This is a genomic window from Shewanella sp. S1-58-MNA-CIBAN-0166, assembly GCF_040310085.1.
Taxonomy (GTDB): domain Bacteria; phylum Pseudomonadota; class Gammaproteobacteria; order Enterobacterales; family Shewanellaceae; genus Shewanella.
The window spans coordinates 40,577-65,791 of sequence record NZ_JBEOPN010000021.1; the positions used below are offsets into that span (position 1 = coordinate 40,577).

Below are 25,215 nucleotides of genomic sequence, written 5' to 3' on the forward strand. Positions count from 1 at the left end.
AATGATTAAGTACGACTCAGCGCTTTAGAATTGTAAAGCGCTGATTGTCATTAGTGTGATAGTGAAACTCATTGATTGAAAAGGTTATGCGCTTTTTAACCATAAAAAAATCCCAACCTAAGTTGGGATTTTTTATGTCTGTAATAACAGTAAATTTATGCCGACATCACTAGCTTAAAACTATTCAACAATGGGCGGTCGGTGCGCGCTTTTTTAAGCTTACGTAAACACTCTTTCAACGACTGCTCAGCTAAGCGTCCGAAGACACCATCATATTCGTTATTATTCATCTCTTCTTCAGAGTCAGCACTATCAGCAATTTCTTGCGCAACACGGCTTAACTGCATCCACGCATTGGCAATATAAAAGCCATGAAACTCTGCTTTGGTCATTAACTTTTGCGCACTCGCAGGTAATGCATCCCAAGCATGAGTAAATGTATTGGCTTTATCTTCAATAAGTTCGCTAAACAAGCCTTCATAGGCCTCAAGTAATGTTTCAGGTAACTTGTCCATCGGCAGTACTTTGTTTGCTACGTTATACGAAATTTGTTTTGCTACTTCTTGATACTGCGGGTCAACTTTGGTCATGGTTATCTCTCAATTAACATTCTACACATGGATTGGCATCAGAATGTTTGATGGCATAATAATCAAATTATTTATTGAAATTAGGCCAGAACAAACGCACTCTTAATGCCATATCTATGCAGTGATATGTCTTTTACTCATGTAAATGAAAACAAGCTAATCCAATTATGACATGATTTTTTACTGTTTGTATTATCAGTTTTTAAAGTAATACTCCGCCGATATATTAACTTAATGAGCAGATCAGTCTCTAAATATGGACTTTAATCTGCAGGTCACATCAATTTATCCTTGATAAAACACCTGTTGTGCACAATAATTGCTCATCGATAGTAAAGATGTATATAAAAGTGCTATAACTGCGCCTACACAATGATTATTGTTGCCAACAAAAAACTACAAATAAAAAAGCAGCTTATTATTTTGAATAAATCACTAAATTTTCACTTTTTTATTGCCATTTTTATCGCAATATATTTTTTACCTACTTCAGTCTTTGCCGCTTATTACGACAACGACAAAGCTGATGCTATCTATAAAAAAATAGATTTAGCTGATTATATTGATCAGATCGCTGGCGAAAAGCTACTCAACGAATATAAGCGGATCATTGCCTCTGACGATGAGATCCGTCAAAAACTCTATGTCCGTTTATACTGCTGGAACCAGCCCTCTACTACAGAGAGTGAACTTACCAACGCCATTAAGTATGCAGAGCAGCAACTGCTGATATATTCAGAACCCTATCCATCCGCAATTCATACCGATTTATTATTATGTTTGGGCTATTACAAACAGTTTTCAGGGCAATTAGACGAAGCTCTGGACGATCTTTCTAATGCAATAAATAATGCATACGTACTTGAAGATCCTCGACTTATCGCTGACGGTCGCAGCATTCGAGGGGCAATGCTGTCCTATCAAGGCAACTATTCATCTGCATTAGAAGATTTAATTACATCGCAACAATTGTATGAAAATCTTAATTTAACTTATTGGGCAAATGATAACTTGAGTGAACTTGCTGCAAGTTATCGGCGTTTTGGTGATGCTGAAACCGCTCTTAAATACCAAATAAAACTTGAACAAGCTTACCTTAAGGCCAATCTACAAATAGAAGCTGATAACATCAATAATCAGATCGCATTTTCACTTTTAGAGCTTGGACGTATCGATGAGTCTACAGCTCGATTTAAACAGTCGCTCGCCTTCTGGAAAACCCAAAAAGATAACGTTGCGATTGCAGATGCCAAAACCAATATTGCAGGTAATCTGATTAAGCTAGATAAAATAGATGAAGCACTAGTGCTGTTAAAGGAAGCAGAAAAAGAAATCCCAGTCAGTCATGATGGGCCGCATAGCTCATTAATGTTATACCTAGCACAAGTATATTTAGCTAAAAATGAATTAGATAAGGCACTTGAATACAGTCAGCTTGCATCAATTGATTTTAACCGTGGTGGCAATGAACGCGGTGAAAATGAAAACATCTATCTCAAAAGCGATATCTACCAAGCTAAAGGTGATATTGAAAACGCATTAAAAACTTTGCAAAAATTTATTAAAATGCACATGGCACTTGATAAGCAAAATATGTCTGATCGCAACTCAGAAATGCAAGCGCGCTTTAATACCAACAAAATTCAAACCGAAAACGAATGGTTAATACAACGCGACAAAGATAAAGAGCAACAGTTACAAATTTTACAGCGTAACGAAAGCATGCAAATCATCATTATTATCTTAGTTGCGATTATTTTAATTATCGTATCAATGTTTGCTTATAAACAAGTCATTCGAAAACAACTCTTTAGGCGTTTAGCCCTAACCGATGAGCTGACTAAATTGGCCAATAGACGTGACACCTATTCTCAGGGGCATTACTTCTTAAAATCATCCAAACTATCAGGCAAGCCGTTTTCCATTATCTCTTTTGATGCTGATCATTTTAAAATAGTAAATGATACATTAGGCCACGACATGGGCGATAAAGTACTGATAAAACTAGCGTCAATTAGCACAAGCATGATGCGTGATACCGATGTTGTTGGACGTGTTGGCGGTGAAGAATTTTTGATTTTACTGCCTAACATCGACAAAACTAAAGCCATTGAAATCGCTAATCGGTTAATTGAGACCATTGCTGATTATGACTGGACTCAGATTGCGCCGAACTTACATCAAACCGTCAGTGCCGGGGTTGCCAGCTATAGTAATGAAGAAGACTTGTCACCATTGTTACTAAAAGCGGACAAAGCGCTCTATTCTGCCAAAGCTGCTGGTCGAAATTGTGTCAAAGCTGAGTAAAACGCGTATAATTTTAGCGTGTTTACTCAATGATAGTGTTATGACAACAACGACCGCAGCATTAACTCCAAATCCTACTCCTGATCTAGGAACCGATCTAACAACTGAGCCCTGTCCATTGACCGCGGCTCAACTTGATGTGCTCAATAGACAAATCAAGCTTTGGGGTAAAGAACTTGGCTTTGCTCATATTGGTGTTGCTGATGTCGACTTAACTCAGCATGAGGCAGCATTACAAGACTGGTTAGATAAAGGTTATCACGGTGAGATGGCTTACATGGCTAATCACGGAATGATGCGTGCTAGACCCGCTGAGTTACATCCCGGAACCATTAGAGTGATTTGTGCTCGGATGGACTATTTACCGCCTGACGCTGGCTTTGCCAGTAATTTAACCGACCCAAATCTTGGTTATATCTCTCGTTATGCGGGTGGACGTGATTACCATAAACTCATCCGACAACGGCTTAAAAAGCTCGGCGATAAAATTAACCAGTATTGCCAACAGCTCGACTTTGATACGACTGATTTTAGACCTTTTGTGGATTCTGCACCTATTTTAGAACGTCCATTAGCCGATAAAGCCGGACTAGGCTGGACAGGCAAACACTCGTTAATTTTACACCCAGATGCAGGCAGCTGGTTTTTTCTTGGCGAGTTACTCATTAACTTACCGTTACCGTTAGATATCCCGATTAAAGAAGGCTGCAACACTTGCGTAGCCTGCATAAAGTCATGCCCAACTGATGCGATTGTCGAGCCCTATGTTGTCGATGCAAGACGCTGTATTTCTTACTTGACCATTGAATTACAGGGCGCTATCCCAGAAGAGTTTCGCCCGCTTATAGGCAATCGTATTTATGGCTGTGATGACTGCCAGCTAGTGTGCCCAGTCAATGCTAAAGCACCATTGACAAAAGAAACTGATTTTCATACTCGCAGTGCGCTTATTCAACCCGATTTACTGACTCTATTTGCTTGGTCTGAACCTTATTTTCTCAGCCAAACAGAAGGCAGTGCGATTCGACGAATTGGTCATAAACGTTGGTTACGTAATATCGCGATTGCATTAGGTAATGCCCCTGCTAATCCGGCCATTATTAATGCGTTAGAGCAACGTAAACACAGTGAAGAAGTGGATGATATGGTACTTGAGCATATTGAATGGGCATTAGTTCAACAAATACAAAAAGCGCCACAGTCGGCGCTTTCACGTAAAACTCAACGAGTGATCAGATCAATACAAAAGGGTTTACCAAGAGACGCATAAACAAAATAAGCATTAGGCATTAGAGTCTAAGGTAAAACCCACTTTAATGGTCACTTGCCAATGAGCAATTAGGCCTTCTTCTAAGTGACCACGAGTTTCGATAACTTGAAACCAACGCAAATGTAGTAAACTTTTATTGGCTTCTGCAATCGCATTTTTGACCGCCTCATCTGAACTTATTGGTGATGATCCCACGAGTTCAATGACTTTATAAGTGTGACTCATAATAGCTCCTATTGTTAACTGCACATCTTTAGTTTCAGTGTAGTAAACAATAGCGCTATTCACCGTAGTATCGTTGAATAATAAGCAGATAATGGTAAGCCGTTGAATCCGGGGGGCTCACACCGTTTTTCCCTAAGATAAGTTTTTTTCAACTACTCTCAACAGAGAACAACCAAATTCAACTTCATACAACTACATACAACTACATACAACTACATACAACTACATACAACTACATACAATTGCCAAGTCTACATTTGGCTTCGCCATGTCTGCCAGCTAATATTGATAAATTATTTTCATTTAAATCAATGTTATCTATAACGAGTTCATCCCAATTAGAACCGACGTCGAAGCACTTTAGTCGCTTCAATCATATTCCGCAGCGCGGGCTCAACTTCATCCCAGGTACGGGTTTTTAAACCACAATCAGGATTAACCCATAACTGTTTCACCGGCACTTTTTGCGACGCTTTAGTTATTAAGTCGACCATTTCATCAACGGTTGGAATATTTGGCGAATGAATGTCATACACACCGGGACCAATTTCATTAGGATAATGAAATTCTTCAAAGGCACTCAGTAGCTCCATACGCGAACGTGACGTCTCAATGGTGATAACATCAGCATCCATCGCCGCTATGGCATTAATGGTGTCATTGAACTCGCTGTAACACATGTGTGTATGGATTTGAGTTGCATCTTCAACACCTGCAGCCGATAACTTAAACGCATCCACCGCCCAGGTTAAATAATCTGCCCATTGGCTTTGTTTAATCGGTAAACCTTCACGAAATGCAGGTTCATCAATTTGAATAATGCCAATACCTGCACTTTCTAAATCGACCACTTCGTCACGTACTGCTAATGCAAGTTGGTTAGCAATATCTTTACGTGGAATATCTTCACGAGCGAACGACCAATGTAAAATGGTCACCGGACCCGTTAGCATGCCCTTAACAGGCTTGTCGGTTAAGCTTTGCGCATAGGTAGCCCAGTCGACCGTCATTGGTTTGGGGCGAGACACATCGCCATAAATTAACGGCGGCTTAACGCAACGAGAACCATAACTTTGCACCCAACCAAATTGAGTAAACCCAACGCCCTCTAATTGTTCACCAAAATACTCCACCATGTCATTACGCTCAGCTTCGCCGTGAACTAGCACGTCGATACCCAATTTAAGTTGACGAGAAATGGTGTCTTGAGTGACTTGCTCAAGCTGTGAACGGTAATCATTGTCATTGATTTCGCCTTTACGCCAGCGACTGCGTAACCCCCGAATAGCTGGCGTTTGCGGGAATGAACCTATGGTGGTTGTGGGTAATAATGGCAGCGCTAACTTTTGTTGTTGGGCAATGATACGGCGGGCAAATGGACTGTTACGTTCAAAATCATCAGCGGTTAGCTGCGACACACGTTCTACAACCTGTTGATTAACTGCGGCAGCTTTTGCCAAGCGGCGTTGCTGGCAACGATCAATAATCGCTCGGCTAGTTGCTGAACCTTGCTCAACGATTAATTGATGAATTTCGTTAAGTTCAAATAATTTTTGTTTCGCAAAAGCTAATTGGCCAAGTAATGGCGTAATTAATTGGCTTTCAACCTCGACATCCACAGGACAATGCAACAATGAACATGAAGGTGCAATCCATAAACAATCGCCTAACGTGGTCGCTAACTCGGTTACCTTCTGCGCAATCACATCAACATCAGCAGCCCACACATTACGGCCATTAACCACCCCAACAGAAAGTACCTGCTGAACGCCTAAAGCATTAACAAACACATCAAGCTGTTCTGGCGCGGTGACTAAATCAAGATGTAGCCCCTCAACCGGTAATGCACTCACCAATGCTTGATGATGGGCAATAGAACCGTAATAACTGGCGAGTAAAACCTTTAATGATGCTGGCTTTTGTTGCGCTAACGTTTGATAACTGTGGCTAATGGCTTGCTGCCACTCATCGGTTAAGTCTGCCGCTAATACCGGTTCATCAAGCTGTACCCAACTCACACCTTGGGCAGCAAAACGAGACAAAATTTGTTGATAGGCAACCAATAACGGCGGTAACAACGTCAACTTATTAAACTCAGAAAGGCTTTTAGATAAGTATAAATACGTCACCGGACCGAGCAGCACAGGTTTTGCTTGATGACCTAATTGCTGTGCTTCTGTGACTTCATCAAACAATTGTTCAAAGGCAATCTCAAATGTTTGATCAGCGCTTAGTTCTGGCACTTGGTAATGGTAGTTAGTATTAAAAAACTTGGTCATTTCTGCCGCACACGCATGTTGGCCGCTTTGCGAACGGCCACGAGCCACGCGAAATAAGGTGTCAATATCGACAGCGGCTGGGCTGCCATCAGCTTGAGTGGCCCGATGACGATCGGGGATCACATTTAAGGTCGCGCTCAGGGTTAGCACCTGGTCATAATAAGCAAAATCCCCTACTGGCAGTAATTCAACACCCGCATCTGCTTGCCACTGCCAATGAGTGCGTTTTAATTCACTGGCAACGTTTTTCAGCTCCGTTAATGTTGCTTCACCGCGCCAATAACGTTCTAAAACAAACTTCAATTCACGCTGACGTCCTATGCGGGGAAATCCTAAACTTGAAATTTTCATACTGCTTTCCTTTTCGTTGAGCAAAAATTTATAGCCATTTATGTAGAAAAGCTACATAGGCGTCTGGACGTCTAGAAGTTTATTGTGTTACTCTGCTGTCAAGCAATCGAATTGATTTCATCAGCTAGTTGAGCAAGATTCATGTGGAGAGAAAATGATAGAGCTTAGACACCTTCGCACCTTGATGGCGTTAAAGGAAAGTGGCAGTTTAGCGGGTGCAGCTAAAAAACGGTTTGTAACCCAGTCGGCGCTTTCTCATCAAATAAAAGAGTTAGAGACACGAATTAACTCAACTATTTTTGTTCGTAAAAGTAAACCGTTAACGTTTACTCACGAAGGTTCACGTCTGCTGAATTTAGCGGAAGAAATCTTACCGAAAGTGATTGCAACCGAGTCAGATCTTAAACGCGGTTTAGAAGGTGAAAGCCAACAGCTTAAGCTAGGCATTGAATGCCACAGTTGTTTTCGTTGGTTAATGCCCGTTATTGAGCAATTTAAACAGCATGCGCCAGCAGCTCAAATTGACATTTCGAGCCGTCATTTATTTGATTCACTCAATGCGTTGGAGACGGGGAGTTTAGATATAGTGCTAACATCTGACCCTGTGCCAGGACATAGCGTCGCATATCAGCATCTATTTGATTTTGAAGTAAAGTTAGTCGTTGCTAGTGATCACGCATTAGCGGCACAAGCGTTTGTCACGCCAGCGCAATTGGCAAAGCAAACCTTAATCAGTTACCCCGTGCCTTTAGCGCGTTTAGACATATACAAACACTTTTTAGAGCCCGCGGGGATTGAACCTGGCGAGCAAAAGCAATGCGATTTAACCTCTATGCTGTTACAAAGAGTAGCCTGTAATGATGGCGTAGCAACCCTACCAACTTGGTCTATCCGAGAGAGTCAGGGGCTAAGCCTTACTGCGGTAAAATTAGGAGCAGAAGGACTAAAACGTCCTTTGTTTGGGGCCTATCGTCGCGATGCCACTAATGCAAATTTAATCCAAAAGTGGCTCGAACTGGTAGCAAGTGAAGGCATAAATCTACAACGGGTTGATTAATAAACCTCGTTTAGACAGTACGCGTCGAAGCACAAGTCCTGGAGAATCAGGGTTTTGTGTTTGGCGTAAGTTATGTGCAATCAAAAATTCTTCGCGTAAATCATCATCTAGCCCTAATGACGCAAATGCTTCGAGCGATAACTGCTGTTGTTGTTTATCAATAAGCGACTTCAATACTTTTAACGATACTGGTCGAGACAACTCAGCATTTAAATAAGCAAAAGCGGTTAACGCAATCACCTGCCCAAACACACTAAACAACGCTAATGTTTGCATTTCATCCGCATCGATTTTAGTGCCTACACCAATGTCGTTGTCTTCACGTAACAGTTGTATGCAATCCACCGCAATGGTTTCATTTAATGCCCAATAGCCTTGAACCAGTTTTTTGTAAGGCTCAGAAAGTTCATCAAGTCTTTCTTTAAGGTAAAACGAAAACGCGTAGCGATAAATGTTCACTTGGCCCAAACGGATTAAGGCATCTTTTACACTACGGCTTTTTGTTGATATGACACCTGCTGTTTGCGCGGTATTACTGCGTAACAATAAATGTGCTGCCAAAGCAGGATCCGCTGAAATGATATCGATAACGACTCGAATATCTGCTTCGTTAATCAGAGATTTTTTTAATGGAATTAATATGCCACGACGACCAATGACTTGCTCTTCATTGCCAATAATAGCTTGAACTTGAGTAAGGACTTGTTGCTCAAGATTAGTCATATTCATCAATTACCTTTTCTTAGAATAAATCACTTTATTCATTAATTTAACGATATATTAAAACGAAAGCCAGTAATAGTTTACTGGCTTTCGAAAGGTTATTCGCTAAAAAAAGATAATCTAGAAACGATAACCCGCAGTCAGTCTAATTGAGCGACCAGTACCAGAATAATAACCACTGCCATAAGCCGAGTAATAACCAGTGCCAACATAATCTTCATCAAGCAAGTTATCTACACGTAAGCTACCATTCCAACCTGAATAGGTATAGTTAAGCGCAAGGTTTGTTAGCACGTAACTGTCTAACTTATCACCGGTATTGCTGTTGTCGCCTTCCATGTAACGCTCACCAGTGTAAACACCTTCAACAAACGCTTGCCAATTATCAGCAAAATCATAGCTTACGAAGGCTTTACCTGAATGTTTTGCCACCCAAGATAACGCTTTACCGTCGTTCTCACCTTGAGTGAACTCTGCATCAATATAGTCGTACGAAGCACCTAGCAGCCAGTCATTTGATAACTGCACATCATAAGCAGTGCTCACACCAAAGCGGCGAGATTCATCGGCGTTTACGTTAGCACCACCCCCATAAGGCCCATCTGTACGACCGCCTTCGTAAACAATCTCATCTTCTAACTCAAGTTGATAAGCATTGATTTTTAATGTTTGAGTTGTAGTGGTAAAGTCCCAACCTGCTTCGTAAGAACGGCCTGTTTGTGGATTTAAACCTTGTACATCAAGCGGGGTGTAAGCTTGTTCATCGACTTTGGCAAAACGGAAGTTATCATTTGCACGGACATAAAAACGATGTTCACTGCTTGGGCGATAATTTAACCCTAACTCCAACGCATGGGCGTCATTATCGATTTCAATACGGTTCGGATAAAGTAGTTGGTCATATAAATCGTCAGTCACTTCAGAATAACGACCACCAACAACATAAGATAACATCGGCGTTATCGGTACCGATGCTTGCACATAAGCGCTCTTTTGTGTTTGTTCATTATTTCGTTGCGTATAAAGTGTATCGAAATCAGCTTCACCTTTACTCACATCAATACCGGCAACAAAATTTAAATCACCATGTTCTAAATGATAGTTAGCAGTAGCTTTAGGTGAGAAACTTAATAAGTCGCGCTCAATACGCCCTGCTCCACCAAATAACAGACTCGTGGTTGATGTATCCGAGTAAGTTAAATCAGCACCTAAGGCCCAAATATTATTCAGCTGGTATTGATAACCGCTGCGCAATGCTGTGGTTATTTCATGAGAGAATTCACCTTCAGAAAATGATGCTACTTGGCGAGGATCTGCTTCGTACTGCGCCAGCGTTAGCGCACCTGGTGCTTGGCGATCGTTATCAAAATGATTAACTTCAACATAGAAGTCTTCGGTATCTGTTTGATATTGTAAGCGACCTAGAATAGAACTAGTTTCATTGTCATTATTATCGCGGTAATTATCGCTTTCGTTATAGCTGGCCGCTAAAAAGTAACGCCATGCATCATTGATAGCCCCTGAAATATCGCCCTTAGCTTCATAGGTATCAAAACTGCCACCACTAACCTGTAAACCACCACCCGTTTCGGTCGGTGCTTTGGTAATGATATTGATCACGCCGCCAACAGCTTGGTCACCATATAGTACCCCTGCACTGCCTGATAAAATCTCAATACGCTCAACTAAGTTAATCGGGATCGACTCAATGCTCGGTGCCGCAATATCAATATTATTCAGTCTGCGTCCATCGACTAAGATCAGCGTGTTATTAGCGGCTTGTGATGCAGAAAACCCACGCATAGAAAATACACTGCCCGAGTTATTATCCGACACCTGAATACCAGATTGTCCACGTAATAAATCGGTTAAATTGGTGGCGCCGCTCATTTGAATATCAGCAGCATCAATGACATTAACATTGGCAGCAATATTTAATGGCTTGGCAGCATTACGGCCAATAACCACAATGGTTTCATCCATGCTGATAGCCGAAGACGAGGGGGATGTAACAACTGATTCAATCGCAACAGCATTAACACTTGCGACACTGAAGACAGCACTTAATAACAGTGCAATTTTTGTTGGTTTAGTACCCATTTACCTTTAACTCCTGAAAGGAAAAATGGGGCAATAACGCCGCAATATAAAACTCCTCTTGGGCCTTATTCTACAGAAAGGTTCTATAAATAAGCCCACAAGCGGTATCACATTACATTTCGAGATCTGCCCACCGAAATCATCGAAATCACCTTTAAGGCCGGTCTCCGGACTAAGGTTATGGCGTTACACTAAAGGTAAACGCACGCGAGTCAAGATGATTAACGCAAGGTTATTGCGCACCTGACTCTCACCAATCACCGTTGCGGGGGCAGTACCAGATTTACACTGGTTTCCCGATTATCCTGCTTTGGTCTATCGTTTCAAAGCAAGCACCGTAAAGATTGACTATTAAATTATCATAAGTTGATATTCAACTCATGATTGAAAAATATCTGTTGTTATGTCGGCGTTAGCATTGAGTACCATAGTACTGTCTGACTAATGAGTGACATCCCAAAATATTAGCGCGGCGATTATAACGGATCCTAAGGTGAACTTGATACTAACAAAAGCTTAACTCACAGATTATTCAACTTATCGGGCATTCAACATGTTACGAGAGTGACACTAGAAATGGCCAACAACGCTATCAACACGGCGCTAATTATATCAACACAGCGCTAATATATGAATATGTCGTCAATGTTAGCGATAAATGTCGACGTTAAGGTTGGCTCATGAAGTTACGATAATTATCGATAGTGATAGGAGCTGTCTCTGTGGTAAAAATGGCTGTACGAATGGATTTATGGATTAAGTAGACATTTTCGTCATCACTTATCACCGTAAAATAGCCCATCTCACCTTGCGGGCTGGAAACATAAGACGCTTCAACCACTGTGGAAGAATGATGAATATTAGGCATACTGGTGCAGCCTAATAAACCATGTACAGCCTCGAGCCCATCGACTTTAGAACTGCCTAGCTGTTGATAAACAATTTTGCCTTCACAATGTTCTTGATATGTCGCCGCCATCGAATCTAAAAACTGGTCCGGTTCAACGTCATTTGCTAAGCCTTTAAACCCCTGCATACAGACTAAACGAGACCAATCATTTAATGATTCATTGGATGGAATAAACTCAGCCATTGTCATATCGCCACGTTTATCGCTGAATGCAAGCTTCCAATCTAATGGCGGTAAAAAGCCAAATTTTTCAGATAGGGCCGTGAGTTTTTGAACATCCTCAGACATCACCATAGCACCTGATGAGTTGTCATCTTCGCCAAATGCCATCAGTGCTGGAAGTGTCGCAGATGCACTACTCGGGAACAAGAACATAATTCCTAGACAGCCCGAGCAGCCGATAATTGCAGCAATCTTGTTCATCCAAATGAATCCTTATTTGGTCAAGAAAGAGATAAGTTGACTAAAAATCATTCTAATTAGGTATATCCTATCCTGAACATACAAAAATTGACACTTATCGATAACATTTACATCGTTGGTAAGATGTTAGTTTAGTTCTTCGTCATCTTCGTCTTCAGCATCGTCTTCATCTTCAGCATCGAATAACTCTTCTTCATCGACGGCAGATTCTGCAGCTATAGCCGCTGCTAAACTTTTAGCTTTAAGGTGCTTTTCAGTTTTACGCTTGTTACGATCAACTTGCTTAGATAAAAAACCTTGCAGTGATTGCTCGCCCCATGCAGTAGCTTCTGCTTCTGACGCAAAACCATCTTGGCTTTTTGATACTATGGTTTTAGTCGATGTCATACGACGAGTGATTTCGGTTTTCCACGTGTTTTCAATTTGAATAACACGTAAAGCATACTTTTTGCTATCGCTCATAATCTATTCTTTCCTACTTAAGGTATCACAGGCTAAAACCCATGAAATTTCAGCCGCGCAGTGTACTCGAAACGCACGAGTTTGGGCAGCTATTTAATGGTTATTTTTGCAGCTTATTTGAAAAATTAACTCAGTGGCAAGCGTAATGCTGCCACTGGAGAAAATATGATGAATAAAATCTCGCTGCGATGCGGTTATTGTTTCACTAATTGGTTAGAACCAACAATCATCATTTCACATTTATGGCAGTCAAACACCAACTTCAATTTATCTTTACCGACATCTAAAAACATTGGGTCGGCTTTAATCCCTTCAACTTCTTTCGGGCATAAGTTAAAGCTGTAACGCAAACAATGTTTGGTCACCATTAACGGTGCATCATGCAACACGTTATTTTTCTCATAGGTATCTTCAATTTGAATCACCCCATGCTGATGATAAAACGATTTCGCTTTTTCGTTAGCCACGTTAGATAAAAAGCTCAATGCTTTTTGTGGAAAACGCGCCGTTTTATCGTGCACCCAACGCTCTGGTCGTTGGTAACTCGTCACCCTTGTGGCCATTAATGCACTCACAGCATCGCGGCGTAGCTCGTTTACCACCGAGGCAGGTAAAAACCACATTTGCTCAGTCAGTAAATTAACCTTATTCAATACAAAATCACTGCTGCCAAGTTTGCTAAGTTGCTTTTTCAGATTTTCTGCCGTTTTAGCTTGATCATTCGCAGGAGCTTTATCACAGGCTAAGGTAACGGTTGTACTTATACCGTGTACATCGGTGATGGTTAATCCGACGCCGTCATCGGTATCAAAAAATTGCATATCAACAGCTATTTTACGGGTGGCAGAATCTTTATTTAAGATAGCTTCAAACTTATGATCGAAGTTACGGAACATCATCACGCCAATTTTAAGATCTTTAGGCACCTCAGTTAAATACAAGGTATTACCGTCGGCGCGGTTAATGCGCACACCGGAGAGCTTATCGTCAGACAACCGCTGGGTTTCATAATGTTCAACAAAGAAACATAAGCCATCACCATTGTTAAAATGAATGTCTTTGCCACTTTCACTGGTATCGATTTTAATAAAGTCTTTACCTACTTGGGTGATACGGCCCACTTTTTCACCGATAAACTTAGGCGAACTAAAATGCTCAATGGCCTCAGTGCGTTCATTGACAAAATAATCTGTTTTACCGCGGTTAAAACTTTTATCAGGGTCGGGCGTAAAATTAAACTCGCAACGGCCATGAGAAATAGATTCTACATCATTGCGTTTAGCAATAATGGCATCCAGTTGTTGACGGTAATGTGCGGTAACATTCTTGAGGTAAGTAATGTCTTTTAAGCGGCCCTCAATTTTAAATGAGCTAATGCCCGCATCAATTAAGGCTTCTAAATTATCCGTTTGGTTATTGTCTTTTAGTGATAATAAATGCTTATTTTCAGCTAATACTTCACCTTCACGCGTAGTCAAATTACACGGTAATCGACACATCTGTGAACATTCACCGCGATTAGCACTGCGATTAGAATACGCATGGCTTAAATTACATAAACCGCTATAACTGACACATAACGCACCATGAATAAAGAACTCTAACTTCATTTTTGTGCTAGCAGCAATGTCGCGAATTTGTGGAATATTCAACTCGCGAGCTAACACGACTTGTGAAAAACCGACTTGTTCGAAAAAGACCGTTTTTTCTGGGCTGCGGTTATCAGTTTGGGTACTCGCATGCAACGCGATAGGTGGAAGATCTAATTGTAAAACCCCCATGTCTTGAACAATCAAGGCATCGACACCGGCTTCATAAAGTTGCCAAATAAGCTTTTGCGCTTTATCAATCTCGTCATCCATTAAAATGGTATTGAGCGCCACAAACACTTGGGCATGGTAACGATGAGCAAATTCAGCTAAGCGAGCGATGTCTTTAACGCTGTTGCCAGCATTATGACGCGCGCCAAATGCAGGGCCGCCAATATAAACCGCATCAGCACCATGACGAATAGCTTCAATGCCATAATCAGCATTTTTAGCCGGTGCTAACAGTTCAAGTTGGCGCTTTACAGGCGCCTCGGGGGTGAACAATTCTACAGAAACCATAATGTTAATTAAATTTCGCATTGATTCGGATAAAAAAGTGCGCCAGCATACTAATATTGTCGCATTGACATAAGTATGTTGACGCACTCACATAGCTTTATACTTTAGCAAACTTTGAACAAAGTTCTAAGTAAATTCGTTGCTAATTACCGCTTAAACAACTGCTGAATATAGCTTATAAAAACAACTCTTGGATGTTTTTAAAGTCAGCTTTGCCTTCAGCAATTTCTTGCGGATTAAGCCCAGACACTTCATGGGGAAACACTAACCAATCTTCAGATGAATGAATAAAATATTCAGGTTTTAGGTCTACTTTAGTGTTTTTTGGCTTGTAATAAGGGCATGCGATACGGATATCGGTTGGCATGTTCAAACGCATGAACTTTCTTAATTTACCAATAAGTGCATCAATACTGCGGCCAGAGTCAAATACGTCATCAACGATCAACAAACCATCGCTAGCATTGGCATTTTCAATAATGTAATGCAAACCGTGTACTTTGATATTCTTATCTTGTTTGTCAGTGCCAATACCATAATAAGAAGACGTTCTAACGGCTATATGGTCAGTTTCAACTTTCTTGAAATCAAAATACTCTTGGACTGCAATACCAATTGGAGCGCCACCGCGCCAAATACCCACGATAAACTGAGGTCGAAAGCCACTATCATATACTTGTGCAGCGAGTCTAAATGAATCTTCCAGTAGTTGTTGCGCACTAATAAAGTGTTTATCTGTCATTGGTTAAGCCCCCGATTATTTTATTGCGGAGAATTTTATACCAAATAAAGCTTTCTTGCCTGTAAGAATAGGAATTAATTGATCAAACCCATAAAAATAAAAATGTTGATCAAATCATAATATGACTCAATATTGATTGTTACCTATTTGAAGCATGCTCGTATCGGCTATCATGTCACGCGGAACCAATCTATCATCAGTAAACATACTATCAAGTTAACGTATTCGCTGAGTGGCCAAATAGGCTTATTGGTGGAGATAAATCTACTTGTCATTAAAAACGACTATGGCATAGTGGGTTTTAATGACAAGTAGATTAATCGCCAATTCAGGATGAATACGCCACTATGCTGCTCAATAAAACCTTACACAATACTGACGGTACTGGACTGGCAAACACCACGGACAGCAACGAACTCAATGTGCCCAAAGGTGACAACCCGCTCATATGGCCTGTGCTGAGTTTATTGCAATCATCAAATCAAAGTTGGAAAGTGCATCATTTAGCCAGTGAATTACAAACTAAAGGTTTAATGCATAACCTTGACCCATTACCCGAAAAAGACCTATTCAAACGCAATTTTCTCCTGATGAACGCCTTGTATGAATTACAAGACATACTGATACCCAAGCAGTGGTTGCAAGTGAAGGCGATGGAAATCCAAATATTTCGGATCATTCCAGCCAGTGCTGATATACAACATATTCGCGATGGTGCATTACGTGACTATTATCTCGATTGGAACAATTATGATTCCAGCGTAAACGTTGTACGGGAAATGCTTGAGTCATTCTGGTCTAGCTTTCAAGAGTATATTGGCGTTAACACACAGTTGATGCACAAAGGTCATGCGTTAAAAGTGTTTGAACTTGATGAAACCGCAACCAATAAAGACATTCGCAAGCAATGGCGTAAGTTAGCATTAAAATGGCATCCCGATCGTGAACAAGGTAATGCTGAACGCTTTCGAGAAGTGTGCGAAGCATGGCAAACACTCAGAGATTAGCGTTGATCGGTAAACTACCGTGGTTGAACACTCTTCATCCACAGCCGTTATCGTTGTCAGCACTAAAATGTTCAGGGTGACTGTTCTACATTCATCCTTCCACATCAGCCCTGCTAATTCAGCATGCCATATCGGCCTTGCCACATAACCCAACAACAATGAACCGCTTATGACCACTCTTCATCCACAGCCATTATCGTTGTCAGCATTTAGATTACTGTTCTACATTCATCCTTCTATATTATCCCTGCTAATTCAGCATGCCATATCGGCCTTGCCACATAACCCATCAACAATGAACCGCTCATGACCACGCAATAGTGACATTGGCACAGATCATTAACCTCACAGCAATATCTGAACTTTATTAAAGGATTATCCTCATAAAGCACGCATCGATCACGAAATTAGCGTCTTTTTGATTGATGATTTAAGCCATAATTCAGCTAACAAACTTACCCTAATTAGCTCAAGCAGATTAATCGAATCCTAGTGACTATTTACTACTAACATCGATTTACTACTTATATTGATTCGCTATTAACATTGATTCGCTATTAACATAGATTTGAGGTTTACATGATTAAATATTTTGCCATAGTACTAACGCTCATCACCGCCTCGTTTAGCACATTTGCTACGCCATTTGTTGAGGGTAAGCACTATACCCAGATTTCTAACAACATGGTTCCGAGTGAACCTAAAGTCACTGAATTCTTCTCGTTCTATTGCCATAACTGTTTCAATATGGAAAGCCAGTACTTGCCTGAAATCAAGGCGGGTTTAGACAAAAAAATCGCTTTCGACAGTAAACATGTCGACTTTATGAATAGCGACTTGGGCACTGAAGTCATGCGCGCATTAGCGGTTATTCATGAACTAGATAATAAAGAAGCGTTAAAAATAGCCATGTTTGGCGCGATCCAAGGCAAAGATAATACCGGCGGTCACGACCACGCTGCAGCTGGACATGAACACCAATCACAAATTAATAACCGTGATGATATTAAAAATGTTTTTGCTGAGTTTGGTGTCGATGCAGAGCAATATGACACGGTAGCAGACAGTGCAGACACCAATAAAAAGTTAACCATGTGGCGTCAACAGCAAGTGTCGTATGCAGTACAAAGTGTACCGGCATTTATTGTTAACGATAAATACGCTATCAATTTAAATGAAATGCGTAGCTTGGACGATATCATTGGGGTCATTAACTACTTAGCATTAAAGCAGTAGTGCTAACCAATACAAAAATGGCTATCCAATGGATAGCCATTTTTTATCTCTATTGCTTAACTCGCTGTGGTATAAATTGCATAACTTAATCGCGGTAAGGTCACCGTTAACTCTGCTGATACGGCCTGTGCGGCATCTTCAATTGGTGGCACTACAACATCTGGCCATGTGGTCATTAAGCGATAACGCTTGCCCTCTTGGGTGACATTAATCGTCTGCGCTTGCTCACCGCTATTAAACACCATCAAAAACTCTGCCCCTGTTTCAGGGTCTACCCGAGCAAATGCAAACATATCTTTGTCTGCTTGGTAAAAGCGGTCTTGATATTGACCACGACGCAAAATAGGATATTGCTTACGCAGTTCACTCAGTTGCGCTATTGCTTGATACAAAGGGTGCTTAGAGTCAAAGTTATCGTCTGCGGTCGTCGCTTTTGTGCCCAGTAAAATGTTGTCATTGTAGCTAGCAACGTGAGATACAAACATATCCTCTCGTGCGTCAATGTCATTACCATCACCCGTAAACCCTTGCTCATCACCATAATAAATCACTGGAATACCGCGAGATAAAAACATAAACGCATGCGACAAAATACTGCGTTGCAGTTTATCGGCTGAGCTTACATCAGGATTGGCTTGATTGATAAAATAGCCTGTGCGGCCCATGTCATGATTACCTAAAAAAGTCATCAATAAATCAGCCTGGCTGTCGTCATCTTGATATAACGAATCTTGGGCAAATAATTGCTGGGCTAATACAGGACTCTTGCCGCGATAAAAAATATCTGCCGCAGTTTGTTGAAACGCAAAGTCCAATACCGAAGGTAACTTGCCTTGGGTAGTAAAAACGCTGAGGTTGTTAGGGTTGGTATCATACACTTCACCAAACACATGAAACTGAGGAATGCCTTGCGCCTTGGCAAAGTTAACGATTTCAGGGCTAAACGTTTGCCAAAATGACAAGTCCACATGTTTAACCGTGTCGATCCTAAATCCATCTGGCTTAAATTCTTTAATCAGATGTTGGTAAATATCAACCATGCCAGATACCACTTGAGGATCTGCGGTATTAAGATCATCTAAGCCACTAAAGTCGCCATTTAATGAGCTCTCACCTTTGAATGTGCTATCACCTTGGTTGTGATAAAAACGCGGGTCATTTAACCAATCAGGCACTTTTACACTCGCTTGATCTTGCGGCACAAACGGCGTGTAACTGTCGCCCTTTTCAACTTGAGCTAACGACTTGTATTCGCAATGGGTTTGCGGCGCAATAAACTCTCCCGACGCTTGATGACACTCTTGGTACTTGATGACATCGGCCGTGTGGTTAGTAATAATATCAAAAAAGACTTTTATACCGCGTTGATGTGCCGAGTCTATTAGCTGTTTTAAGTCTGCGTTAGATCCAAAATGCGGGTCTATTTCGGTAAAGTCGACAATCCAATAACCATGATGCGCAATGCCATCTGATTGAATGGCCTTATTTCGCAATAATGGCGTCATCCAAATCGCGGTAATACCAAGGTTTTGGAGATAATCTAACTTTTGTTCAATGCCTAAAATATCACCGCCATGAAAACCGCGACTGCTGCTAGTATCAAAACCACCCGCTGAAATTGGTTTAGAGATTGAGCCGTTATCATTACTGCTATCGCCGTTATAAAAACGGTCTGGTAATACAAAATAGAAAATATCGTCCCGAACATCACGATGTAAGTAATCTTGGTATATATCAGCTTGTACGCTTGGTTGTGGCAAAGGCTGAACCGCCGACGCGACCACTTCTGTTTCTGCTTGCTGACATCCACTTAACACCAATGCTGCACTCAATAGTGCCCATGTTGTCTTGTTCATATTGTCTTAGAATCCTTTAATTGAATGGCATGGAGAAATGCTCGGGTATTGCTCAAACATGCTGTAGTAATGATTAAGGTAACTCATGTCCTTTAGCGCTGACATACAATGCATACCAACACCAATGCTGCACTCAATAGTGCCCATGTTGTCTTGTTCATATTGTCTTAGAATCCTTTAATTGAATGGCATCGAGAAATGCTCGGGTATTGCTCAAACATGCTGTAGTGATGATTAAGGTAACTCATGTCCTTTAGCGCTTACATACAATGCATACCAGTGCTCGCGACTTAACGAGACGTTAGTGGCTTTTGCACAAGCCTTAATACGCTCAAGGTTGGTGGTGCCAATAACAGGTTGAATTTGGCTAGGATGCTGCATTAACCAACTTAATAACACGGCTTCTGGGCTAGTGTGATATTCAGCGGCTAACGTAGCAACAAGCTGGCTGGTTTGCTGCACGGCTGTCGACTGCTCCGCTGTTGCTATGCCACTGTAAATCCCTTGACATAAGCTGCCCCACGCCTGAATTTGTATATTATGTTGATTGCAGTACTCTAACGTACCAGGGGTAAAGTTGATGTCTTTGCCGTCTTGATTACCCGCATAAATGGTTTCGTCTACCCATGCGTGTTTTTGCAAACTCATTTCAATTTGGTTTACCACTAATGGCTCACCAAGCATACGCTGCAGCGCGCTAATTTGATGTTGCTGCATATTCGAAACACCCAGAAAGCGTACCTTACCAGCAGACTTTAGCTGTTGAAACGTTTCGGCAATTTCTGCTGGTCGCATTAACGGGTCTGGGCGATGAAGCACTAATACATCAAGGTATTCGGCATTGAGTTGCTTGAGGCTGTTATCAACAGAATACTTAATCCACTCTGCTGATAAGTCGTAACGCTTAGGGCCCTTGCTGTCTTCAAATCGAATACCGCACTTGGTTTGCAGGTATATTTTTTCACGCAACTCAGGGCGCTGAGCTAATATCTTGCCAAAAACGGACTCTGCTTTGCCAAAAGTATAAATGTCTGCGTGATCAAAATAGTTTATTTGGTTATCCAGCGCAGTATCAATGACCTTATGGGCTTGCTGAATATCCGCTTGAGTAATCGCATTATTATTCCAACCGCCACCCAGTCCCATACAGCCATAAACAATAGGGCTAACGTTTGGTAAAAATTCAGTTAAGGGTAAACCCGTCATATTGATGCTCTTTTTATAATGGTAATGAATATGAGTGTATTGGATCCTGCATAAAAATGAACCGTAAAAAGCAAAATCATTATTTGGTATATCTACCAATAACAGATTACAGTTCTCTATAAAATATTATTGATGGTTATAATCATGAGCCGTGAACACAAAAAATTTGAGCGATTATTCTTATTCAGCGAAGTCGCCAAACAACTTAGCTTTACCGAAGCGGCGGCCTCGTTAGGGATATCGAGAGGATATTTATCTGAACAGATTAGGCAGCTCGAAAAAGAAGTAGGCCGACCATTACTCATACGTACAACACGCAGTGTAAGGCTAACCCCTCAAGGTGAGATGATTTTATCGAGCATGGGACAAGTGAAAGCCGACTTACTCATGCTAGACAAAAGAATTCGTCACGACAACGACGATATCTCAGGGCGGATCCGCATTACAGCGCCCAGCCAACTCACTCAACGCCATTTGCTTAATATTTGCCATGAGTTTACGCAATTGCATCCGCAGGTACATTTTAGTATTGATTGCAGCTATACCCTGCACGACTTAACCCGTAACGATTTTGATCTCGCATTTAGGGCTACCGCAACACCACCGCAAAACATGGTCGCTAAAAAGCTATTTGATTATCAGCAAATCTGTTGTGCGGCCCCAGCGTATCTTCAACAACATGGGACACCTGATTCGATTGAGGATTTGCAACATCACCTATGCCTAACAGCAACAGAACAAACTCACTGGACCTTCAATGCTCAGCCGATTTTAATCAATAGCTGCTTGAGTGTTAACGATAATCATATGCTTAAACAGCTGGCATTATTGGGTCGAGGAATTATTGTCGGGCCAGAGTATTTAGTCGATAAAGAAATACAAGCAGGCACATTACAACCCATCTTAACCACAGAAACCATGAACGCATCGACCACTTATTTAATTCACCCACAGTTGGTACAACAATCCGCAAGGCTAAGCAATTTTATTCAGTTTACGTTAAATTGGTTTCAGCAATTGAATACCCAATAATGAGTCGATTTGAACTAAGCCATTCTTCTGGTGACAATGCTGATGACAATGCCGGTTTGCCAGCGACTCAGGCACAGTTAATTAAAAAAATCGCGAAGATGTAAAAGAGCCAATAAACAATGAACCACAATAAAGCCAATAAAACCCTTAGCAAACACAATATGATAACCGCGCCATGCTAAAGCATTACTAGGATCTGCTATGTACCAACCGGCTCCGCTGCACACCACCAGCAGTAACAAAATAACCCCAATGCCTTCAATGACACTGATTAAACCTTTACCACCAGAATGTGGCAATTGACCGTGCACTAACCCTCGCACATCTGCAAGCAATGGCGTTAACTCAAAGGTAAGCCAAGGAAAAAACTGCCGCCACTGCCCGGCCGCACACACTTTATAAGTAAACATCAATGCTAACAATGTGGTAAACAAGCCACCATAAACATGAAATACATCCCAAACACTGGCGCGAGGACTTAATTGACGTCCAATTAATATCCATGGGCTGGTGCAAATTAATAACAACGACATCAATATCATCAATGGATGCAATACTGCTTCAATACGCTGCCATAACGGCTTTAGTACCATTAATTATGCCTCTATTATTTGCTGAGCAAACTCATCAACTTTTTGCCAATCGGTAAACTCAACTTTGGTATTAGGGTCTGTCGGCCCTTTGGTTAGCCACATAATAAACCGAATAATATTCCGGTCCATGGCACCATAACCTTGGTAATCTAAATTACCGCCAAACACCTGTAATAACCTTGGCTGCCAAGGGCTTTGACTTAAAAACTGTTGCATATAGCTGTTAGTTTTCGGCGTGTTTTTATTGGGTTTGCGCGCCACTAAACTCACCGAGAAAAAACCACTGGGTTTGCTGTCCAATTCCGCTCGATGATTTTCAATAAATTGATACAGGGCTGGGCGATGTTTGCCATGACGAATACTGGCGCCAATGTACACTTTATCAAATAGGGCTAAATCGGGAGCTTCCGCTAAGGATACGACCGTGACCAGCTCGCCTTGCTCAACCAGTTGACGCTGTAAATATTCACATATTTTTTGAGTGTAACCATGGACACTTGAATGGATCAGTAAAATTTGGCTCATGCTGACCTCGAATGAAATCATTTAAAAGTAATACAGTATCTTAGACCACTGGCGCGAAAATTTACATGAAACAGATCACGTCATCATCATCCACAATTACCTCAATATGAACTACCGTAATGCAATGTGAACTGCCGCGCAAAAAAATACCCTAGGCATAAATGTCTAGGGTCTGCTGAACTTTGCTGGTTAAATTTCGTTCGAGATAAAAACATTTTAATCGAGGCGAGTGGATTGCTGCCTAGCAATCTAAGCAAAATTCGCTCAACAAAGAGTAAAACGTTTTTAGCCGAACCCTTCGGGCAGCGTTTGTTGGTCATTTCTACTGCGTTATCAGCTCTTAATGTAGAATAACTACACTACAAAGCCTCTGCCTTGTAGCTCATGTTTAAGTAATGACCAAAAAATTCGCTGCAAAAAACCCTTGAAAGATCTACAGACCCTAAGGTATTTGAGCTCTACAGCAATTTATAACGACTGTAAAAAGGCGATAACTTGATCACGCTCTGCTTGCGTTAAGGCCATAAAGTCTTGCTTAGACGTTTTAGATTCTCCGTCATGCCACAAAATGGCTTCTTCCAAGGTTGGTGCACGGCCGTCATGTAAAAATCCGGCTTGGGGATTAACCGTTTGAGTTAAGCCTATGCCCCACAATGGTCGAGTACGCCATTCGTTACCGTCGGCTAAAAAGTCTGGACGACCATCTGCCAATCCTTCACCCATATCGTGCAGCAACAGGTCACTAAAGGGATAAATAGTTTGGCCTTTTAAGCTGTCGCTCATCGGTAATCCGCCAATATCACCTGAAGTTTTGGTCACAAACGACGGCGTATGACAACTGCTGCAATTGAGTTGTTCAAATAACCGAGCACCTTCGCGCACTGCCGTTTTATCAACGTTACGTCTGGCTGGCACCGCTAATGTTTCGGCATAAAATACCACAGAATCACTGAACTCTGCGCTCGCCTCAGGCGCACCATTAACATCTTCACCAGTATCAACAAACCCAGTTCGTGTTAAATATGAATCATGTAAGCTGGTGCCAACAATACTTTCATCAGGAAATAACGGGTTAGTAATACCAATGTCGCCACGTAATGCACCTAATGATTGTACTCGCACACTTGGAGTATTCGCTTTCCAACCAAAGCGACCTAAAGACACGGGTGTACTGTCACCATTTTGTGCTTTTATGGCATCAAATACCCAATTAGCCCGTCCAGAAATATCATCTTTGTTACTGTCATCAGCATCAACATTGGCGAGAATGCTTGCCTCAGGTATTGCTTCTAGCAACCCTAAACCAAACACAGGCATGCCGTTACGCCAACCCATTAACACATCATCTTGTAATAGATTTGAAGTTACATTGGCACTTTGTTTGGTTTCGCCTGGTGCATCATATGGATTTTCGACCGCGAAAATAGGCTTCTTCAAACTAATGGTGCGTCCATCGGCATACACTTCATCATGTCGCTCATAAGACAAATACACATCTGCTTGACCAACAAATGCATTGTCTTGCCAATCAGGGCGCGCTTTTAACACTCCGCGATGAAATAGCTGGTCACCAAAATCTGGCACTTTAATCGGCGCACAGTAATTATTATCTGCAGTTCCTACACTACAAGGCTCAGCGGGAGCTTTGCTGATACGTAAGAAAATACCCGCTGCCGAACCCAGTTTTACCCGAGTTTCATCTGCGGCCAAAAAGGGAGTGGAATTTCGACCATCGCGTTGATGGCAAGAATTACAGTCAGCGTTATTAAATACTGGGCCTAAACCATCAAGCTCAGGGTGTTGATCATTCGGCGCTGTAGTAAACGAAACTTCAAAGTTGGTATCACCTTGTAAATGTAATGCGAGTTCATCTGCCGTTAAATTTAACGATGGCGTTGAAAAGCCATGGCCAGAGTTACTGGCATCGAATGTTGTGGTGTCACCGCCTAAAGCAACAATTGAGGTATAGCTAGGATAAGTCACTACCGGATCAATGGGGTCTGGCGAGATTTCATCATCGCCGCTGCCACCACAAGCACTTAGGCTAAGCCCCAGTAATGCTACAAACCAATATGGTTGTCGTAATAATTTGTTCATCTTTGTCTCACACATTCACACTAAAATTGAGTTTATTTGGCAGTAATGCGACCTTGTTATGAGTTGAGTCTCTATTTTTTTGGTCACACTTACCCTCCCAATAAGGTCGTTCCATG

Annotated in this window: 20 protein-coding genes and 1 riboswitch; of the genes, 6 read left to right on the plus strand and 14 right to left on the minus strand. The window is 41.5% G+C overall.

What is annotated here, in order from left to right; genetic code table 11:
* Window positions 1-155: 155 nt before the first annotated feature.
* On the minus strand, window positions 156-590 hold the full coding sequence (locus AAEY99_RS13495; protein WP_182744700.1) for a DUF3069 domain-containing protein: 435 nt from the start codon (window positions 588-590) through the stop codon (window positions 156-158).
* Between the two features lie 423 nt (window positions 591-1,013).
* Here AAEY99_RS13495 and AAEY99_RS13500 point away from each other — a divergent pair, with 423 nt between their 5' ends.
* Window positions 1,014-2,897 (plus strand): tetratricopeptide repeat-containing diguanylate cyclase, encoded by a 1,884-nt coding sequence (locus AAEY99_RS13500; protein WP_351010828.1) that lies wholly within the window; start codon window positions 1,014-1,016, stop codon window positions 2,895-2,897.
* A gap of 40 nt (window positions 2,898-2,937) precedes the next feature.
* Window positions 2,938-4,167 carry a tRNA epoxyqueuosine(34) reductase QueG gene (gene queG / locus AAEY99_RS13505; protein WP_351010830.1) on the plus strand — a complete coding sequence of 410 codons (1,230 nt, stop codon included), beginning with the start codon at window positions 2,938-2,940 and terminating at the stop codon, window positions 4,165-4,167.
* Between the two features lie 12 nt (window positions 4,168-4,179).
* Here queG and AAEY99_RS13510 read toward each other — a convergent pair whose 3' ends face one another.
* Both AAEY99_RS13510 and metE read right to left on the minus strand, forming a co-directional pair.
* The gene (locus tag AAEY99_RS13510) at window positions 4,180-4,392 is read right to left on the minus strand and encodes a dodecin (RefSeq protein ID WP_041412796.1); all 213 of its coding nucleotides are present in this window, start codon (window positions 4,390-4,392) and stop codon (window positions 4,180-4,182) included.
* Window positions 4,393-4,730: 338 nt separating this feature from the next.
* Entirely contained in the window at window positions 4,731-7,022 is a 2,292-nt protein-coding gene (gene metE / locus AAEY99_RS13515) for a 5-methyltetrahydropteroyltriglutamate--homocysteine S-methyltransferase (RefSeq protein WP_351010831.1), read from the minus strand.
* 154 nt (window positions 7,023-7,176) lie between these two features.
* Here metE and AAEY99_RS13520 point away from each other — a divergent pair, with 154 nt between their 5' ends.
* On the plus strand, window positions 7,177-8,079 hold the full coding sequence (locus tag AAEY99_RS13520; RefSeq protein WP_101085914.1) for a LysR family transcriptional regulator: 903 nt from the start codon (window positions 7,177-7,179) through the stop codon (window positions 8,077-8,079).
* Here the strand turns inward: AAEY99_RS13520 and AAEY99_RS13525 are convergent.
* The 6 genes from AAEY99_RS13525 to AAEY99_RS13550 form a co-directional block, all read right to left on the minus strand.
* Window positions 8,062-8,802, minus strand: a complete 741-nt coding sequence (locus tag AAEY99_RS13525) for an HDOD domain-containing protein (RefSeq protein WP_101086305.1) — start codon at window positions 8,800-8,802, stop codon at window positions 8,062-8,064. The genes AAEY99_RS13520 and AAEY99_RS13525 overlap by 18 nt on opposite strands.
* Before the next feature lie 120 nt (window positions 8,803-8,922).
* The gene (locus AAEY99_RS13530; RefSeq protein ID WP_351010833.1) at window positions 8,923-10,902 is read right to left on the minus strand and encodes a TonB-dependent receptor; all 1,980 of its coding nucleotides are present in this window, start codon (window positions 10,900-10,902) and stop codon (window positions 8,923-8,925) included.
* A gap of 141 nt (window positions 10,903-11,043) precedes the next feature.
* Window positions 11,044-11,257: riboswitch (cobalamin riboswitch) on the minus strand.
* A gap of 312 nt (window positions 11,258-11,569) precedes the next feature.
* Window positions 11,570-12,235, minus strand: a complete 666-nt coding sequence (locus AAEY99_RS13535) for a hypothetical protein (protein ID WP_101085916.1) — start codon at window positions 12,233-12,235, stop codon at window positions 11,570-11,572.
* A 126-nt stretch (window positions 12,236-12,361) separates the two neighbouring features.
* Complete coding sequence (locus AAEY99_RS13540; protein WP_101085917.1) at window positions 12,362-12,697, minus strand: DUF3622 domain-containing protein; 336 nt, start codon at window positions 12,695-12,697, stop codon at window positions 12,362-12,364.
* 194 nt (window positions 12,698-12,891) lie between these two features.
* Window positions 12,892-14,805, minus strand: a complete 1,914-nt coding sequence (locus AAEY99_RS13545) for a peptidase U32 family protein (protein WP_351010864.1) — start codon at window positions 14,803-14,805, stop codon at window positions 12,892-12,894.
* A gap of 175 nt (window positions 14,806-14,980) precedes the next feature.
* Window positions 14,981-15,547, minus strand: coding sequence for a phosphoribosyltransferase (locus AAEY99_RS13550; RefSeq protein WP_101085918.1), 567 nt, complete (start codon window positions 15,545-15,547; stop codon window positions 14,981-14,983).
* 347 nt (window positions 15,548-15,894) lie between these two features.
* Between AAEY99_RS13550 and AAEY99_RS13555 the strand changes: the two genes are divergently transcribed.
* Entirely contained in the window at window positions 15,895-16,554 is a 660-nt protein-coding gene (locus tag AAEY99_RS13555) for a DNA-J related domain-containing protein (RefSeq protein WP_351010834.1), read from the plus strand.
* A gap of 579 nt (window positions 16,555-17,133) precedes the next feature.
* Window positions 17,134-17,790, plus strand: coding sequence for a thiol:disulfide interchange protein DsbA/DsbL (locus AAEY99_RS13560; protein WP_101085920.1), 657 nt, complete (start codon window positions 17,134-17,136; stop codon window positions 17,788-17,790).
* 56 nt (window positions 17,791-17,846) lie between these two features.
* On the opposite strand, the gene AAEY99_RS13565 is transcribed toward AAEY99_RS13560, so the two are convergent.
* Together AAEY99_RS13565 and AAEY99_RS13570 are read right to left on the minus strand one after the other, a co-directional pair.
* Window positions 17,847-19,646, minus strand: a complete 1,800-nt coding sequence (locus AAEY99_RS13565) for an alpha-amylase family glycosyl hydrolase (protein WP_351010836.1) — start codon at window positions 19,644-19,646, stop codon at window positions 17,847-17,849.
* Window positions 19,647-19,880: 234 nt separating this feature from the next.
* A complete protein-coding gene (locus AAEY99_RS13570; RefSeq protein WP_101085922.1) occupies window positions 19,881-20,852 on the minus strand; it encodes an aldo/keto reductase in 972 nt (323 codons plus the stop codon).
* Window positions 20,853-20,996: 144 nt separating this feature from the next.
* On the opposite strand from AAEY99_RS13570, the gene AAEY99_RS13575 reads away from it, so the two are divergent.
* Window positions 20,997-21,884: a LysR family transcriptional regulator gene (locus AAEY99_RS13575; protein ID WP_192115675.1), complete on the plus strand. Its 888-nt coding sequence runs from the start codon at window positions 20,997-20,999 to the stop codon at window positions 21,882-21,884.
* A gap of 77 nt (window positions 21,885-21,961) precedes the next feature.
* On the opposite strand, the gene AAEY99_RS13580 is transcribed toward AAEY99_RS13575, so the two are convergent.
* The 3 genes from AAEY99_RS13580 to AAEY99_RS13590 all read right to left on the minus strand — a co-directional run bounded on the left by AAEY99_RS13580 (window position 21,962) and on the right by AAEY99_RS13590 (window position 25,099).
* A complete protein-coding gene (locus AAEY99_RS13580) occupies window positions 21,962-22,477 on the minus strand; it encodes a cytochrome b/b6 domain-containing protein (RefSeq protein WP_192115673.1) in 516 nt (171 codons plus the stop codon).
* A 3-nt stretch (window positions 22,478-22,480) separates the two neighbouring features.
* Window positions 22,481-23,002 carry a menaquinone-dependent protoporphyrinogen IX dehydrogenase gene (hemG, locus tag AAEY99_RS13585; RefSeq protein WP_351010839.1) on the minus strand — a complete coding sequence of 174 codons (522 nt, stop codon included), beginning with the start codon at window positions 23,000-23,002 and terminating at the stop codon, window positions 22,481-22,483.
* Between the two features lie 468 nt (window positions 23,003-23,470).
* Window positions 23,471-25,099, minus strand: coding sequence for a di-heme oxidoredictase family protein (locus AAEY99_RS13590; protein WP_351010841.1), 1,629 nt, complete (start codon window positions 25,097-25,099; stop codon window positions 23,471-23,473).
* Window positions 25,100-25,215: the final 116 nt, after the last annotated feature.

What these genes read in the sequence shown, in the direction of transcription:
- AAEY99_RS13525 (WP_101086305.1), bottom strand. Translation starts at nt 8,802, where the DNA reads ATGACTAATCTTGAGCAACAAGTCCTTACTCAAGTTCAAGCTATTATT.
- metE (WP_351010831.1), bottom strand. Translation starts at nt 7,022, where the DNA reads ATGAAAATTTCAAGTTTAGGATTTCCCCGCATAGGACGTCAGCGTGAA.
- AAEY99_RS13580 (WP_192115673.1), bottom strand. Translation starts at nt 22,477, where the DNA reads ATGGTACTAAAGCCGTTATGGCAGCGTATTGAAGCAGTATTGCATCCA.
- AAEY99_RS13535 (WP_101085916.1), bottom strand. Translation starts at nt 12,235, where the DNA reads ATGAACAAGATTGCTGCAATTATCGGCTGCTCGGGCTGTCTAGGAATT.
- AAEY99_RS13570 (WP_101085922.1), bottom strand. Translation starts at nt 20,852, where the DNA reads ATGACGGGTTTACCCTTAACTGAATTTTTACCAAACGTTAGCCCTATT.
- AAEY99_RS13565 (WP_351010836.1), bottom strand. Translation starts at nt 19,646, where the DNA reads ATGAACAAGACAACATGGGCACTATTGAGTGCAGCATTGGTGTTAAGT.
- AAEY99_RS13495 (WP_182744700.1), bottom strand. Translation starts at nt 590, where the DNA reads ATGACCAAAGTTGACCCGCAGTATCAAGAAGTAGCAAAACAAATTTCG.
- AAEY99_RS13545 (WP_351010864.1), bottom strand. Translation starts at nt 14,805, where the DNA reads ATGGTTTCTGTAGAATTGTTCACCCCCGAGGCGCCTGTAAAGCGCCAA.
- AAEY99_RS13560 (WP_101085920.1), top strand. Translation starts at nt 17,134, where the DNA reads ATGATTAAATATTTTGCCATAGTACTAACGCTCATCACCGCCTCGTTT.
- AAEY99_RS13550 (WP_101085918.1), bottom strand. Translation starts at nt 15,547, where the DNA reads ATGACAGATAAACACTTTATTAGTGCGCAACAACTACTGGAAGATTCA.
- AAEY99_RS13510 (WP_041412796.1), bottom strand. Translation starts at nt 4,392, where the DNA reads ATGAGTCACACTTATAAAGTCATTGAACTCGTGGGATCATCACCAATA.
- AAEY99_RS13520 (WP_101085914.1), top strand. Translation starts at nt 7,177, where the DNA reads ATGATAGAGCTTAGACACCTTCGCACCTTGATGGCGTTAAAGGAAAGT.
- AAEY99_RS13575 (WP_192115675.1), top strand. Translation starts at nt 20,997, where the DNA reads ATGAGCCGTGAACACAAAAAATTTGAGCGATTATTCTTATTCAGCGAA.
- AAEY99_RS13540 (WP_101085917.1), bottom strand. Translation starts at nt 12,697, where the DNA reads ATGAGCGATAGCAAAAAGTATGCTTTACGTGTTATTCAAATTGAAAAC.
- hemG (WP_351010839.1), bottom strand. Translation starts at nt 23,002, where the DNA reads ATGAGCCAAATTTTACTGATCCATTCAAGTGTCCATGGTTACACTCAA.
- AAEY99_RS13555 (WP_351010834.1), top strand. Translation starts at nt 15,895, where the DNA reads ATGCTGCTCAATAAAACCTTACACAATACTGACGGTACTGGACTGGCA.
- queG (WP_351010830.1), top strand. Translation starts at nt 2,938, where the DNA reads ATGACAACAACGACCGCAGCATTAACTCCAAATCCTACTCCTGATCTA.
- AAEY99_RS13530 (WP_351010833.1), bottom strand. Translation starts at nt 10,902, where the DNA reads ATGGGTACTAAACCAACAAAAATTGCACTGTTATTAAGTGCTGTCTTC.
- AAEY99_RS13590 (WP_351010841.1), bottom strand. Translation starts at nt 25,099, where the DNA reads ATGAACAAATTATTACGACAACCATATTGGTTTGTAGCATTACTGGGG.